The following is a 14,816-nucleotide window of genomic DNA, read 5'->3' as shown; positions in this document are numbered from 1 at the left end:
TCAGCCCCGCCGCCGCAAGCGGCGCCAGAGCATGCCCAGCGGCTGCGCGCCGGAGATATGGACGAGGGTGAAATAGAGCACGGTGCCGAAGACGCAGATGGCAAACAGCGCCGCGGCCTGGATGGGAAAGCTGGCGCCGGGGGCGAAGATGGCGCTGGCGCGGTGGGCCAGCACATAGAGCACGCCGGCCATCACGAGGCTGCTGGCAATGGTCAGCACATGCTTGCGCAGCGAGGCCAGCGGCAGGGCGAAGTAGCCGCGCCGCGCCAGGAAGAAGGCGAGCATGGCCGCGTTGAGCCAGGATGAGAGGGTGGTGGCCAGCGCAATGCCGACATGCTGCAGGCTGGGGAACAGCAGCAGCGACAGGCCGATATTGGCCACAACCGAAATGCCGGCGAAAACCGTGGGGGTGACAGTGTCCTTGCGCGAGAAAAAACCCGGCTGCAGCACGCGGATCAGCACGAAGGCCGGCAGGCCCCAGGCATAGCCCACCAGCGCCTCGGCGACATGGGCGGTGGCGCTGGCGTCAAAGGCACCGCGCTCGAACAGCACCCGCACAATGGGCAGGGCCAGCGAGGCCAGCGCCGCCGCCGCCGGCATGGAGAGCAGCATGGCCAGCAGCAGCGACTGGTCCTGGCTGGCCTTGGCCTCGTCATTCCGTCCCGCGCTCAGATGGCGGCTGAGCTCGGGCAGCAGCACCGTGCCGATGGCAATGCCGATGATGCCCAGCGGCAGCTGATAGAGCCGGTCGGCATAGGAGAGGATGGAAATGGCGTCCGGCGCCGTCGAGGCGATGACGGTACCGACCACGATATTGATCTGGGTGATGCCCCCGGCCAGGATCGCCGGAATGGCCAGCAGCCAGAAGCGGCGCACCTCGGCATTGGGCCAGGGCAGGCCCAGTCGCGGCACAAAGCCCGAGCGGCGCACCGCGGCATAGACCAGCGCCAGCTGGGCAATGCCGCCCAGCATGGTGGCGATGGCCACCCAGAAGGCGGCGTCGGCCTTGTCCTCGAGCACGAGAATGGCCAGCGGCACCAGCGCGGCGATATTGACGATATTGAGGATCACCGGGGCAAAGGCGGCGGCAAAGAAGCGCCCCAGCGTGTTGAGGATGGCGCCATAGGCGGCCATCAGCGACATGCAGGCCAGATAGGGGAACATGATGCGGGTGAGGAACACCGTCAGCGCGAATTTGTCCGGATCGGCAAAGCCCGGCACGAAGACCCGCATGATGGGTTCCATGAAGATTTCGGCCAGGATGGTGATCACGATGATGGCCGCCACCAGCCAGCTCATGATGCGGCTGGCCAGCAGCTTGGCCTGCTCTTCGCCCTGCGTTTCGAGCGCGGAGGAGAACATGGGCACAAAGGCGGTGTTGAAGGCGCCTTCGGCAAACAGGCGCCGGAACAGATTGGGAAAGCGGAAGGCGGCGTTGAAGGCGTCCGCCGCCGGGCCGATGCCCAGCACCGCCGCCATCAGGGCATCGCGGGCAAAGCCGGCGATGCGCGACACCAGGGTCAGCCCGCCCACCGACAGGAAATTGCGATAAAGGCTCATGGCCGGGAACGGGCCGGAACCGGGCCGCTTGCCCACCCACCCCTCAGAGGGGAGGGAAGCCATGGAGCCGAAGGCCCTGAATTACCCATTGCTGGCCTTCTCGGCGCCGCGGGGGTGGAACACGCCCATCAGCGCGTCGTGAATCTTGCGCTGGCGCGGCTTGCTCATGATCTTCTGGCCGGTCAGGTCGGTGACGTAGAAAACGTCCACGGCCTTTTCGCCATAGGTGCCGATATGGGCCGAACCGATGGTGAGGCTCAGGTCGGAGATCTGGTGGGTCAGTGCGTGCAACAGGCCCGTGCGGTCCAGGCCCGAAACCTCGATGACGGTGAATTTCTCGCTCAGCGCATTGGAGACCGACACCTGGGCGGGCAGGGAGAAGGGTTTGAGGCGCCGGTTGTGGCGACTGTCCTTGCTCTGGTCGATCTGCACCTGGCGCTTGCCCTGCAGCAATTGCTTGACGGTGTCGATGATGCGCGTGGCGCGCACCTTTTCGTCCTCGTCGCTGGTGAAGGCACGACGTAGGCGGAAGGTGTCGATGGCGCGGCCGTCGCGGGTCGAGAAGATCTGCGCCCCGATGATGGAGGCGTCCTGCATGGTGCAGGCGCCGGCGATCAGCGAGAGCAGGCGCGGGTGGTCGGGCGTATAGAAGCTCACCTCGGTGATGCTCTCGAAGGCCTTGATGCGGATCGAGCCGGCAAAGGCCTCGCCGGCCTTGTCGGCCTGGCGGATCATGCGGGCGTGTTCGAGCTGCAGTTCGGGCTCGGCGCGCAGCCAGTAATGGTCGTAGTGGCGGGCCAGATAGGCCTGCACGTCGTCCTGCGGCCAGGCGCTGAGGCCCTGGGCCAGCTGCTGGCGGGCATCGCCGATGCGGTCGGACTGGGTCACCTGGCTATGGCCGCCCGAGAGCAGGGGCTCGGTGGCATAGTAGAGCGCGCGCAACAGGCTACCCTTCCAGCCGGTCCAGACCCCGGGGCCAACGGCGCGGATATCGCAGGCGGTCAGGATCATCAGCAGCGCCAGGCGCTGGGGCGACTGCACCACATCGGCAAAGGCCTTGGCCGTCTCGGGGTCCTGGATGTCGCGGGCCTGGGCGATCTCGCTCATCAGAAGGTGATATTCAATCAGCCAGGCGACCGTATCGGTCTCGGCATCCGACAGGCCCAGGCGCGGGCAGAAGCGGCGGGCCACACGGGCGCCGGCGATGGAATGGTCTTCCGGGCGCCCCTTGGCGATGTCGTGGAGGAACAGCGCCACATAGAGCAGGCGGGTGTCATTGAGCTGGGGCAGCAGTTCATGGGTCAGCGGCAACTGGTCGCGCAGGCCGCCATTGGCGATATCGGCCATCACGCCCACCGAGCGGATCAGATGCTCGTCCACCGTATAGTGGTGATACATGTTGAACTGCATCAGGGCGACGATCTTGCCGAACTCGGGCACGAACTTGCCCAATACGCCGCTCTCGTTCATCTGGCGCAGGATGCGCTCGACCGATTGCGGCGCGGTCAGAATGGTCAGGAAGTGCTCATTGGCCTTGGGGTCATTGCGCAGCTTGTTGTCGATCAGGCGCAGCGAGCGGGAGATGTGCTTGATGGCATCGGGGTGGAACAGCAATTGTTCGCGCCCGGCCACTAGGAACATGCGGATCAGGTTGACCGGGTCCTTTTCGAACACGTCCTTGTCGGCGATGTTGAGCCGGCCGGTGTCGAGCACGAAATCGGTCTCGCCCTTGATCTTGGACTTGCCGGGGCGGAAGGGGGCCAGCACGCGGCCCACCAGGTCCATGTCCTTGGCGTGGTTGAATTCAAGGCTCGCGCAGATGATGCGGGTCAGGTCGCCCACATCCTTGGCCACCAGGAAATAGCGCTTCATGAAGCGCTCGACGCCCAGCATGCCGACGCGCTGGGCATAGCCCATGCGCTGGGCCAGCTCGGGCTGCACGTCAAAGGTCAGCTTTTCCTCGGCGCGCCCGGTGATGAAGTGGAGGTGACAGCGCACCGCCCACAAGAAATCCTCGGCGCGGAAGAACAGGCGGTATTCGGCGGCGCTGAGCACGCCCTTGCCGACCAGCTCATGGCTGGTCTTGACCTGGTAGAAATATTTGCCGATCCAGAACAGCGTGTTGAGGTCGCGCAGACCACCCTTGCCGTCCTTGATATTGGGCTCGACCACATAGCGGGTATTGCCCATGGCCTTGTGGCGGTCGTCGCGCTCGCTCATCTTGGCCGCGATGAACTCGGGGCCCGTGCGCGGCATGATCTCGGTCTCGAAGCGCTGCACGAGCTGGCTGAACAGCGCCTTGTCGCCGGTCAGGAACCGGGCTTCGAGCGTGGCCGTGCGCACGGTCATGTCGGCGCGGGCCATGCGGATGCACTCATCCACCGAGCGCACGGCGTGGCCGACCTTCTGGCCGAGGTCCCAGAGCATATAGAGAATATATTCGGTGACCTGCTCGCCCCAGGGCGTCTGCTTGTAGGGCAGGATGAACAGCAGGTCGATGTCGCTGCCCGGCGCCAGCGTGCCGCGGCCATAGCCACCGACGGCCGAGAGCGCGATGGCCTCGGCGCCGGAGGGATTGTCCACCGGATAGACCCGGCGGGTGGCGAACATATGCACGGCGGTGATGATCTCGTCCTGGGCATTGCTCAGGTTCTGCGCGCAGCGTTGGCCCTTGCCGGACACCAGCAGCTCGGCCTCAGCACTCTTGCGCGCTTCGGCCAGGGTCTGGCGGATATGGGCGAGAACGGCAGCACGGGCCGCCGCGGACTTGGGCGCATTCTCGCCGATCACGGCATCGAGTTCGCCCACAATGGTTTCGGCGGACTTGAGCACGAACAGCGATTTTCGCGGTTTTGCGTCAGCTTCGGCGAGCGTCATCGCGGAGTTTCTTTAGTTCGTAGAGCGCTTCGATCGCTTGCTTTGGGGTCATCTCGTCCGGGCGAACCGCGTCGAGCGCTGTCAATACGGGGTCGTTCGGCACCGGCCTGGGCGGCGTTTGGTGCGCAAACAGAGGTAGATCGTCTAGCACGCTGGCTTTCTGGCTGGAAGAGGCGGTTCCGCTCGAGCGCTGTTCGAGCACGGTCAGCACCTGGCGGGCCCGCGCCAGCACCGGCTCGGGCAGGCCGGCGAGCCGGGCCACCTGGATGCCATAGGAGCGGTCAGCGGCGCCGGGGCCCACTTCGTGCAGGAACACCACCTCGCCCTCCCATTCGCGCACCTTCATGGTGACATTGGAGACCCGGGCCAGGGTCCGCGCGAGGCTGGTCAGCTCGTGGAAATGGGTGGCAAACAGCGCCCGGCAGCCGGTGGCGTCATGCAGGGCCTCCACCGCCGCCCAGGCGATGGAGAGCCCGTCAAAGGTCGCCGTGCCGCGGCCGATTTCATCGAGCACCACCAGGGATCGCCGCGTGGCGCGGTTCAAAATCGCTGCTGTCTCGACCATTTCAACCATGAAGGTCGAGCGGCCATGGGCGATATCGTCGCTGGCGCCGACGCGGGAGAAGACACGGTCGACCACGCCGATATGGGCCCTGCTGGCCGGCACGAAGCTGCCCATCTGCGCCAGAATGGCGATCAGCGCGTTCTGCCGCAAAAAGGTGGACTTACCGCCCATATTGGGCCCGGTGACCAGCCAGAGCCGTCCGCCACCCCTAGCCTCGTCGCCCGAGAGGTCGGCATCATTGGCGACAAAGCTCTGGCCTTCTGCCATTACCATGTCCTCGACCACCGGATGGCGGCCGCCGACGATCTCGAAGGCGAGCGAGTTGTCGATCTCGGGCCTTGTGTAGCTGCGCGTGGCCGCCAGATGGGCCAGCGCCGCCGTCACATCCAGCTCGGCCAGTGCATCGGCGAGGCTGCGCAACAGGCCTGTCTGGTTGAGTACGGCGCCACGCAGGCTGGCAAAGAGGCGCAGCTCGATATCGAGCGCAGCCTCATGCGCCCGCGCGATGCGGCCCTCGAGCTCGGCCAGCTCGGTGGTGGTGAAGCGCATGGCATTGGCCAGCGTCTGGCGGTGGATGAAGCTCTGGCGATGCGGCTCCTCGAGCAACCGCGTGCCATGGGCAGCGGGCACTTCGACGAAATAGCCCAGAACGCCATTGTGCCGGATCTTGAGCGAGCGGACGTCGGTCTCCTCGATCAGCCGCGCCTGCAGCGCCGCCACGACCTCGCGGGTCTGGCTGGCCAGCGCACGCTCGTCATCGAGCCCCTGGTCATAGCCGGGGCGGACAAAGCCGCCGTCGCGCGCCAACAGCGGCAAATCATCGTCCAGCGCCAGCGCCAATTGGCTGGCGAGATCGCGCGGTGCCGTGGCCAGGGTCGCGCCCAGCCGGGCCAAAACCTCGGGCGCAAGCTCGAGGCGCTGCAATTGCGCTGCCACGGCGCTGGCCGCCAGGATGGCCTTGCCGATGGCGGCCAGGTCTCGCGGGCCGCCACGGTCGAGCGCCAGCCGGGTCAGTGCGCGCGCCAGATCCGGCACGGCCTTGAGGTCGCTGCGCAGCCGGGCGGTGAGCATGGTGTCATTGCTGAGGCGGTCCACCGCGTCGAGCCGCGCATTGATGGCATTGGCGTCGGCCAGTGGCGCCGCCAATCGTGCGGACAGCAGGCGCGAACCGGGCGCAGTGACCGTCAGGTCAATCACATGACGCAGGGCGCCGCGCGTCTGGCCGCGCTGGGTCTGGTGCAGTTCGAGACTGGCCCGCGTGGCGGCATCGATGGCCATGTGCCTCTCGGCAGCCTCCGCGACCGGGGCGCGCAGCGCCACCCCGACGCCCTTCTGGCTGTCGCGCACATAGGCCACCAGCGCCCCAAGCGCGCCGCGCGCCGCCCGCGAGAGACTGGTGGGATCAAAGCTTTCGGCGGGAAAGGCGGTGCGCAGGCTGTCGCCGGCGGCCTGGCTGTCGAAGTTCTCGGGTGGCGCGGCATGGGCGATGGCGTCCCAGGCCGGGGCAAACAAATGCCTTTCGCGCAGCGCCTGCCGCGTGGCATCGGCCAGCAACAATTCGGCAGGGGCAATGCGGGCCAGTTCGTCCTGCAATTGTTCAGCGCCGAGATCGGCGGTAAAGGTCTCCCCGGTCGAGACATCGGCCCAGGCCAGGGCAAAGTCGGCCTCGCCATGGCGCAGCATGGCCAGCGCGGCGAGGAAATTGGAGGCGCGGGCGTCGAGGTGATCATCCTCGGTCAGCGTGCCGGCGGTGATCAGCCGCACCACATCGCGCTTCACCACCGATTTGGCGCCGCGCTTCTTGGCCTCCTTGGGGTCTTCCACCTGTTCGCAGATGGCGACGCGGTGGCCCAGCTTGACCAGCTTGTTGAGGTAATCATTGGCGGCATGAATGGGCACGCCGCACATCTGGATGTCCTCGCCCAGATGCTTGCCGCGCTTGGTCAGCACAATGCCCAGGGCGGCGCTGGCGATCTCGGCGTCCTCAAAGAACAGCTCGTAGAAATCGCCCATGCGATAGAACAGCAGATAGCCGGGATTGACCGCCTTGATCTCGAAATATTGCGCCATCATGGGCGTCAGCGCCGCGGTGGGCGAACTGGCGATGGCCGCGGTGGTGGAGTGGTCCATGGGCTCGGGCGGTTCGGGCAAACAAGGCGCGAACTTAGGCGTTTGTGACCGATAAGCCAACCGGGCGCAGGACAGATTTGCTCGGCTTTAGGTGGGCGCAACAGCGCCGGGTGATGAGGCCGGTGGTTGTGAAGGAATCTAGGTGGGTCACGCCTGGCGCTTGGAGCCTTCGCGCTCGTGCAGCGCCTTTTCCATCCAACCTCGTCATTGCCCGGCTCGTCCGGGCAATCCAGACCTGGACGCCGGGTCACCCATGGATCACCCGGACACGCCGGGTGATGACGCCGGTGGTTGTCGAGGGTTCACAGACGGGCGCGCGGGCCTTCTGTCCGGGCGCTCACACCCCACCCGGCCTCCCCTGATGGGGAGGCCAGGTGAGGGCCACCCCAATTAACGCGATGCGGGCAGGCCATAGATCTTTTCGATATCGTCCAGGGCAAGGTTGGCGGCCATGATGCCGCCGGCGGTGGCCCAGACGGCATCGGACACGGCATGGACATGGCCGGCCTTGGCAGCCTCGAGATTCTGCCACAGCGGCTCGGCCTGCCAGGACTGGGCCTCGCTGTCGGCCTGGCCGTCACCGGTTTCATAGGTGAAGTGCAGGATATGGTCGGCCGCCAGTTCGCCGATGCGCTCCTTGGTGATCAGCCCGGCCAGGCCCTCGGCCTGCTGCGCCTCGGGGCGGCCAAAGCCGATGTCGGCGAGAATGGCGCCCGAGAAGCTGGCGGGATAGTAGGCGTAGCTCTGCCCGGCGAGGAAACGGATCACCGAAATCACGTCATGGGCATGCTCGCCCAGGCCGGTCTGGATGGTGGCGACGCGGGAAGCATAGGCATCGAGCAGGGCCTGGCCCTTGTCGGCGTCCCCGGCCGCATCGGCATAGAGCGCCATGTTCTGCTTCCAGGTGCCCTGGATGGTGTCGGCCATGACGGTCGGGGCGATGGCGGCGAGCTGGTCATAGATCTTTTCGTGGCGGCGCTTGTTGCCCAGGATCAGGTCGGGCTGCAGCACGGCAATCGCCTCGAGATCGGGCGCCAGTTCCTCGCCCACCACGACGGTGTCGGCAAGGTCGGTCTGGAGATAATCATACCAGGGATCGGAATTGGCCGAGCGGGCGGCGCCCACCGGAATGATGCCCAGCGCCACCATGTCTTCGGTCGCTTCATTGGTCAGTGTCACCACGCGCAGCGGATGGTCCGGCACCGTCGTGGTGCCCATGGCATGGGTAATGTCGCGCGCCTGGGCGGGAGCACTCAGGGCGAGGGCAAGCGTCAGCAGGCCAGCCCGCAGGACATGATGAAAAGACATGGCATTCCTATAAGTGGAGTATAATACTCAGCATTTATGGTGCCAGCCTTGGGCCTGTCAAGCGGGCTGTGGTGCGTCGACGCGGCGGGACAGGCGCTGCAGAATCAGCAGCATGGCCAGGGCGCTGGCGGCGGGCACGGCGGCCAGCACGAACCAGGGCAGGGCCGCGTCGACCCCGGGGACCAGGGCGCGGTCGAGCAGGCCACCCAGCGCCACATTGCCCACAAGAACGGCGATGCCACCCGAGGACGCGAGCGCCCCATAATAGACCCCCAGCGCCCGCCCCTGGGCGAAGTGGGGCACCAGATCCATGCCGATGGGGCGGACGATGCAGTGGCCCAGCGTCAGCAGCACCACCAGCGTCACCGCCGGCGCGAGGCGCATGAGCCCGGGCGCCGCTTCTTGGGGGGCGCTGAGCGCCACGGCGGCAAAGCCCAGCGCCATCAGCGCAAAGCCCAGCGGCAGGCTGCGATGATAGCCCATGGCGCGCGCCAGCCGGGCGATCGGCAATTGCAGGGTGATGACCAGCAGCGAGGCAATCATGAACATGGGCGCCAGGTCATGGTCGCTGCCGCCGGTGCGGCTGATCTCGACCGGCAGGGCCAGATAGAGCTGGTTGTAGCTGAAGAGAAACGCGGCATGCGCCGTGACAAAGGCGAGGAACAGCCGGTCGGTGAAGATGGTGCCCCAGTCGAGCCCGCGCGGCGTGGGGGAGGGCGCCGGCGCATCCTGCGGCAGGAAGCGGGCAAGGATCAGCCCGGCAACGACAAACACCGCCGCGCCGATCAGCGCGATGGCCTGAAAGCCGATGCCGATCAGCAGCGCGCCCAGCAGCGGCCCCAGCACGGCGCCGCTTTCGCCCCAGACGGCAAGGAGGGCAAAATACTGCGCCCGCGTGCGCTTGCCCCTGGCTTCGCTCGCCGCGCCAAGCTGTGCCACGAGCGTTGAAATCGCCGGCGAGAACAGCGCGCCGCCGACGCCGGTGAGGCAGGCGCCCAAGACAACCATGCCCAGGCTGCCGCCCAGACCCAGGCAGAGATAGCCCAGCACGCGGACGACACAGCCCAGGAGGATCAGCCGTCGCGTGCCCAGAAGATCGGAGAGGGCGCCGCCGAAGACGAAAAGCCCCTGCTGGCAAAAGGTGCGCAGCCCCAGCACCAGGCCGATGCTGGCACCGGCCAGAAGCAGGTCATCGCGCAGATAGGCCGCCAGAAACGGCACCACCATGTAAAAGCCGAGATTAAAGACCAGCTGGTTGGACAGCAGCAGAAAGGGATGAACCGGCACGCGGGAATCCGAACAGGACAACAGACCGCGCAGCACTGCCGCAGCAGGCCGAAGAAAACAAGAGTGTTTTTGTCCTGTTTTAAGCAGGAAGCGTTGCGGGTCAGGCGCTTAGGCTAGCCCCCCCCTCGCCGCGTCATTGCCCGGCTCGTCCGGGCAATCCAGCACCAGGTTCACGGGCCGTCCATGGATCACCCGGACAAGCCGGGTGATGACGCTGGTGGTTGTCGAGGGTTCAAAGTGGGGCGCTAGCCTCCCATCAGGGCTCTGACATCCCCCGCCCCCCCTGAAGGGGGAGGGGTCACGCTGTGGATTTCCTCGATCTCGCCCCACCCCCCGGGCGGATTCCTCCCCCTTCAGGGGGAGGCTAGGTGGGGGCGTCTGGCGAGATGAGGTGGCAAGTGCTCTCCCTCTCCCCCAGCCCCATGTCCCCGTCATTGCCCGGCTCGTCCGGGCAATCCAGCACCCCAGCCGGGCCCCTAGACCTCGTAGCGGTCACTCTCGTGGCGCACCGGGCGGTAGACGAAATAGTCAAAGTCCGCCGGGCTGGCCGTGCCGTTGAGGTCATGGGCCGCGACGCCGACGAAGGCGCCGGTGAAGCTGCCATGGGCCTGGTGGCCGCCGCATTCATCCGAGAGCAGCGACGCGTCGAGCACCGGGCCGATGGGGGTGAGCTCGCCCCCCTCCAGCCCATAGAAGAACTGCAGCGCGCGGCCGCGGATGCTCAGCGCCAGGCGGATCTTGCCGGTCTGGGGGATGGACACCGGGGCGGCCGGGAAGGTGAGGTGGCCATCCGGCCAGCTCATTTCCGAGCTCATGATCAGCAGTTCGCGCTTGCCGTCCGAATGGGCCGTCACTGCCAGATAGAAAAAGTTGTAGCGGCTGTAATAGGCCGTCAGCCCCGCCATGGTGCGTTCATCGGTGGGGGCAAAATCCACCGTGGTTTCGGCATCATAGGAGAAGTGTTGCTGCCGGCGGGCGACCAGCGCCTGCTCGAACCAGGAGCCGGGGGATTCACGGCCGAACAGGCGGAGTTTGTTGTCCGCAACTTGGAAGATCCGCTCGGTCTCGGGCGTGCGCAGCCACTGGAAGTCCAGCGGCAGGCCCTTGTCGAAACTATAGCGCTGCTCGGCCCAATAGGGCGCGTCGTCGCGCGTGCCGGGCACCTCGACATGCAGGGACGGCACGGGGCCGTGTTTCACGTGAATCCAGTCGTCATCGCCCCAATAGGCTTCCTGGATGGCCGTCTCGCGGCCCAGCACGCAGCGGCGCTCCTGGGTGGTCGGGCGACCGGTGAGATGCACGAGGAAGGTCTTGCCATCGGGCGTTTCCACCAAATCGCCATGGCCGGCGCGCTGCAGCGGCGCAAGCGGGGCGTCCTTGGAGGTCAGGATATACTTCTCGGGATGGGTCTCGTAGGGGCCATCGATATTACGCGAGCGCGCGAAGGTGCAGGCATGGTCATAGGCCGTGCCGCCTTCTGCGGTCAGCAGATAATACCAGGGCGTGCCGTCCTTGCCCTTGCGCTTGTAGAGATGGGGGCCCTCGACCAGCTTGAGGTCGGTGCCCTGATAGATGTTCTTGATCGGCCCGACGAGCTTGCCGGCCTTGGGGTCGAATTCCTGCAGCGCGATACCGGCAAACAGCAGGGGCCGGCGGCGATGGTCCCACAGCATGTTGACGAACCATTTGCGGCCATCGTCATCGTGGAACAGGCTCGGATCAAAGCCCGAGGAATTCATGTAGATCGGATCGCTCCAGGGCCCTTCGATGGTGTCGGCCCAGACGATGTAATTATGCGCGTCCTTGAACGAGCCGTCCTTGCGCTTGACGTCGGTATAGACCAGCCAGAATTTTTCGCCGTCGTGGCTGAGGCAGGGCGCCCAGACGCCGCAGCTATCGGGATCGCCGCGCATGTCGAGCTGGCTCTGGCGCGTCAGCGGCCGGGTCAGCAGCGTCCAGTTGGCAAGGTCCTTGGAGTGATGGATCTGCACGCCGGGGAACCATTCGAAGGTCGAGGTGGCGATGTAATAGTCCTCGCCCACCCGCAGGATCGAAGGGTCGGGGTTGAAGCCGGGCAGGATGGGATTGGTAATCTGGGACATGGTGGCTTTCCTCTGGGCGCGCTCACGATAGCCACAACCACCGCGCGTCACCCTCGGGCCTGACCCGAGGGGACTGCACTTGCGGGGGCCCGGCCAAGTAAAGAGCCCTCGGGTCGAGCCCGAGGGTGACGGTCAGTGGGCGGGGCACAATCATGCCCCGCCCACGGGGCCGGTCTTACACGAAGCGGTTGACCAGGTTTTCGAGATATTCCTGGCGGCCGGAGCGCGGCTGCGGGTTGATGTTTTCAGCATGCACCCAGGCAGCGATCTCCTCGAGCGAGCGTTCACCCTTGAGCATGGCGGCGGCGCCCTTCTGGTTCCAGCCGGCATAGCGCTCGTCGAGCAGCTTGTCGAACTCGCCGTCGGCGATCAGCGCGGCAGCGCCCTTGAGGCCGCGGGCCAGGGTATCGAGGCCCAGGATGTGACCGTGCAGCAGGTCTGCGGGGTCCAGCGACTGGCGGCGCACCTTGGCGTCGAAGTTGAAGCCGCCCTTGCCCAGGCCGCCCTGCTTGATGATGTAATAGAAGGCCAGCGCCATTTCGCCCGCATTGTTGGGGAAGTGGTCGGTGTCCCAGCCGGACTGCAGGTCGTTACGGTTGGCGTCGACCGAGCCGAGCATGCCCAGCGAGGACGCAACAGCCAGTTCATGCTCGAAGGAGTGGCCGGCGAGGAAGGCGTGACCAACCTCGATATTGCACTTCACCTTCTTTTCCAGGCCATACTTCTGCAGGAAGCCAAAGACCGTGGCGACGTCGTAGTCGTACTGGTGCTTGCTCGGTTCCTGCGGCTTGGGTTCGATCAGGATCTGGCCCTTGAAGCCGATCTTTTCGGCATGCTCGATGACGAGCGTCAGGAAGCGGGCCATCTGGTCCTGTTCCTGGCCGATCTTGGTGTTCAGAAGCGTTTCATAGCCCTCGCGGCCGCCCCAGAGCACATAGTTCTCGCCGCCCAGTTCATTGGTCAGCTCCAGCACGGCCTTCACCTGGCCGGCGGCATAGGCGAACACTTCCGGATCGGGATTGGTGGCGGCGCCTGCCATATAGCGGCGGTTGGAGAACAGGTTCGCCGTGCCCCAGAGCAGCTTCTTGCCGCTCTTCTGCATATTGGCGGCGATCAGGTCGCCGATGATGCGCAGGTTCTTGTTGCTTTCGGCCAGGGTCTCGCCCTCGGGGGCCACGTCCACATCGTGGAAGGCAAAGAAGGGCACGTCGATCAGGTCAAAGAACTCGAAGGCGACTTCGGTCTTGAGCTTGGCGCCGTCCATGCCCTTGTCGAACCAGGGGCGATCAAAGGTACGGCCGCCAAAGGGGTCGCCGCCTTCCTGGGCGAAGGTATGCCAATAGGCGATGGCGGGGCGGACATGGTCTTCCATCCGCTTGCCGGCGATCACCTCGTCCTTGTTGTAGTGCCGGAAGGCGAGCGGGTTGCGGCTCTCCGGGCCTTCATACTTGACCTGGCTCAGGCCCTTGAAAAAATCAGTCACGAACGTGCCTCCTCGATGGCAGGGTAGAGCGCGCGATAGCGCGCATATTGATCGGAATAGGCGGCCGACAGCGAACGGTCGGGCGCAATGGTCTTGGCGATGGGCGGCATGGTCATGACGCTTGCGGGGTCGGCGCCTTCGGCAGCGCAGAGCCCCAGCCGGGCCGCGCCCAGCGCGCCGCCGAAATCGCCGTCCTCGGGCAGGGCGATTTCCATGTCCAGATTGGTGGCGATCATCTTGAGCCACAGTGCCGACTTGCTGCCGCCACCCACTGCCAGCAGGCGATCGATGCGCGTGCCGGCGTCCTTGAGCACGCGCTGGCTGTCGCGGAAGGCAAAGGTCACACCCTCCATCACCGCCTGGGCCAGCTTGGCCGGATCGGAGAGATGGCTGAGGCCCACGAAGGAGCCGCGTGCGCCGGCATTGTTGTGCGGCGTGCGTTCGCCCGAGAGATACGGCAGGAAGATTTCCTCGCCCGGCCCGGTGAATTGGGCTTCGGCCGCGCCCGACAGCGCCGCCGGCTTCTGGCCGGTGATATGGCTCAGCCAGTTCAGCGAATCGGTGGCCGAGAGGATCACGCCCATCTGGTGCCAGGTGTCGGGCACGGCATGGCAGAAGGCATGCACGGCGCCCTTGGTATTGGGACGGAAGCGGTCGTTGGAGACAAACAGCACGCCCGAGGTGCCGAGTGAAACAAACCCCTCGCCGGGCCGGATGGCGCCGATGCCACAGGCCGCCGCAGCATTGTCGCCGGCGCCGCCGGCCACCACCACATTGGCGTCCATGCCCCAGCGCTGGGCGAATTCGCGCTTGAGCGCGCCCGAGGGCGCCGAGCCTTCGACGAGGCGCGGCATGTGGCTGCGGTCGAGGCCAGTGACGGCCAGCAGCTCGTCGGACCAGTCGCGCTTGCCGACATCGAGCCAGAGCGTGCCGGCGGCGTCGGACATGTCCTCGACATGTTCGCCCGTCAGCAGCAGCCGCACATAGGCCTTGGGCAGCAGCACCTTGGCGATGCGGGCGAAGATCTCGGGCTCATGCTTGCGCACCCAGGCGATCTTGGGCGCGGTAAAGCCCGGCATGGCGATATTGCCGGCAATATCGCGCAGGCTGGGGAGGGCAGCTTCCATCTCGCGGCATTCGGCGGCCGAGCGGCCGTCGTTCCAGAGGATACAGGGGCGAAGCACCTCGTCGTTCTTGTCGAGGAGGGTCGCGCCATGCATGTGACCCGAGAGCCCAATGCCGCGCACGCTGGCCAGTTCGGTCGGGTGCGACTTGGACAGCGCATCGATGGCCGCCAGGGTCGCTTTCCACCAGTCGGCGGGGTTCTGCTCGGACCAGCCGGGGTGCGGGCGCACCGGCTCGACGGCGGCGGCCGAGGCTTCGCCCAGGGCGCGGCCGTGTTCGTCGATCAGCAGCGCCTTGACGCCCGATGTGCCGATATCAATGCCGAGATAGGTCATGAGGCACGTACCTCATGAGCAGGAAAGTCAAACATCGGAACGTC

The 14,816-nt window shown here is 66.0% G+C and carries 8 protein-coding genes; all 8 read right to left on the bottom strand.

Translation table 11 applies throughout. The annotated features are described in order from the left end of the window. The 8 genes from murJ to xylB all read right to left on the bottom strand — a co-directional run bounded on the left by murJ (window position 1) and on the right by xylB (window position 14,772). On the bottom strand, window positions 1–1,596 hold the full coding sequence (gene murJ, locus K1177_RS15275) for a murein biosynthesis integral membrane protein MurJ (protein ID WP_224704293.1): 1,596 nt from the start codon (window positions 1,594–1,596) through the stop codon (window positions 1–3). 45 nt (window positions 1,597–1,641) lie between these two features. Continuing rightward, the gene (locus tag K1177_RS15270) at window positions 1,642–4,437 is read right to left on the bottom strand and encodes a [protein-PII] uridylyltransferase (protein WP_224704291.1); all 2,796 of its coding nucleotides are present in this window, start codon (window positions 4,435–4,437) and stop codon (window positions 1,642–1,644) included. After that, window positions 4,418–7,132 carry a DNA mismatch repair protein MutS gene (gene mutS / locus K1177_RS15265; protein WP_224704281.1) on the bottom strand — a complete coding sequence of 905 codons (2,715 nt, stop codon included), beginning with the start codon at window positions 7,130–7,132 and terminating at the stop codon, window positions 4,418–4,420. The genes K1177_RS15270 and mutS overlap by 20 nt, the downstream gene beginning before the upstream one ends. A 390-nt stretch (window positions 7,133–7,522) precedes the next feature. Next, entirely contained in the window at window positions 7,523–8,440 is a 918-nt protein-coding gene (locus tag K1177_RS15260; protein ID WP_224704280.1) for an ABC transporter substrate-binding protein, read from the bottom strand. 57 nt (window positions 8,441–8,497) lie between these two features. Then, entirely contained in the window at window positions 8,498–9,727 is a 1,230-nt protein-coding gene (locus K1177_RS15255; RefSeq protein WP_224704278.1) for an MFS transporter, read from the bottom strand. Between the two features lie 476 nt (window positions 9,728–10,203). Then, a complete protein-coding gene (locus K1177_RS15250) occupies window positions 10,204–11,829 on the bottom strand; it encodes a glycoside hydrolase family 43 protein (RefSeq protein WP_224704276.1) in 1,626 nt (541 codons plus the stop codon). A 175-nt stretch (window positions 11,830–12,004) separates the two neighbouring features. After that, a complete protein-coding gene (gene xylA, locus K1177_RS15245; RefSeq protein ID WP_224704274.1) occupies window positions 12,005–13,312 on the bottom strand; it encodes a xylose isomerase in 1,308 nt (435 codons plus the stop codon). Continuing rightward, window positions 13,309–14,772, bottom strand: coding sequence for a xylulokinase (xylB, locus tag K1177_RS15240; protein WP_224704272.1), 1,464 nt, complete (start codon window positions 14,770–14,772; stop codon window positions 13,309–13,311). The genes xylA and xylB overlap by 4 nt, the downstream gene beginning before the upstream one ends. Window positions 14,773–14,816 lie beyond the last annotated feature (44 nt).

It is taken from the genome of Devosia aquimaris (assembly GCF_020169335.1).
In the GTDB taxonomy this organism is placed as follows: Bacteria; Pseudomonadota; Alphaproteobacteria; order Rhizobiales; family Devosiaceae; genus Devosia; species Devosia aquimaris.
The sequence above is the reverse complement of the archived record's forward strand: the minus strand, read 5'-3'. Positions and strand labels throughout refer to the sequence as shown.

Coding starts and splice junctions, on each gene's coding strand:
- K1177_RS15270 (WP_224704291.1), bottom strand. CDS start 4,437: ATGACGCTCGCCGAAGCTGACGCAAAACCGCGAAAATCGCTGTTCGTG.
- mutS (WP_224704281.1), bottom strand. CDS start 7,132: ATGGACCACTCCACCACCGCGGCCATCGCCAGTTCGCCCACCGCGGCG.
- K1177_RS15260 (WP_224704280.1), bottom strand. CDS start 8,440: ATGTCTTTTCATCATGTCCTGCGGGCTGGCCTGCTGACGCTTGCCCTC.
- K1177_RS15250 (WP_224704276.1), bottom strand. CDS start 11,829: ATGTCCCAGATTACCAATCCCATCCTGCCCGGCTTCAACCCCGACCCT.
- xylB (WP_224704272.1), bottom strand. CDS start 14,772: ATGACCTATCTCGGCATTGATATCGGCACATCGGGCGTCAAGGCGCTG.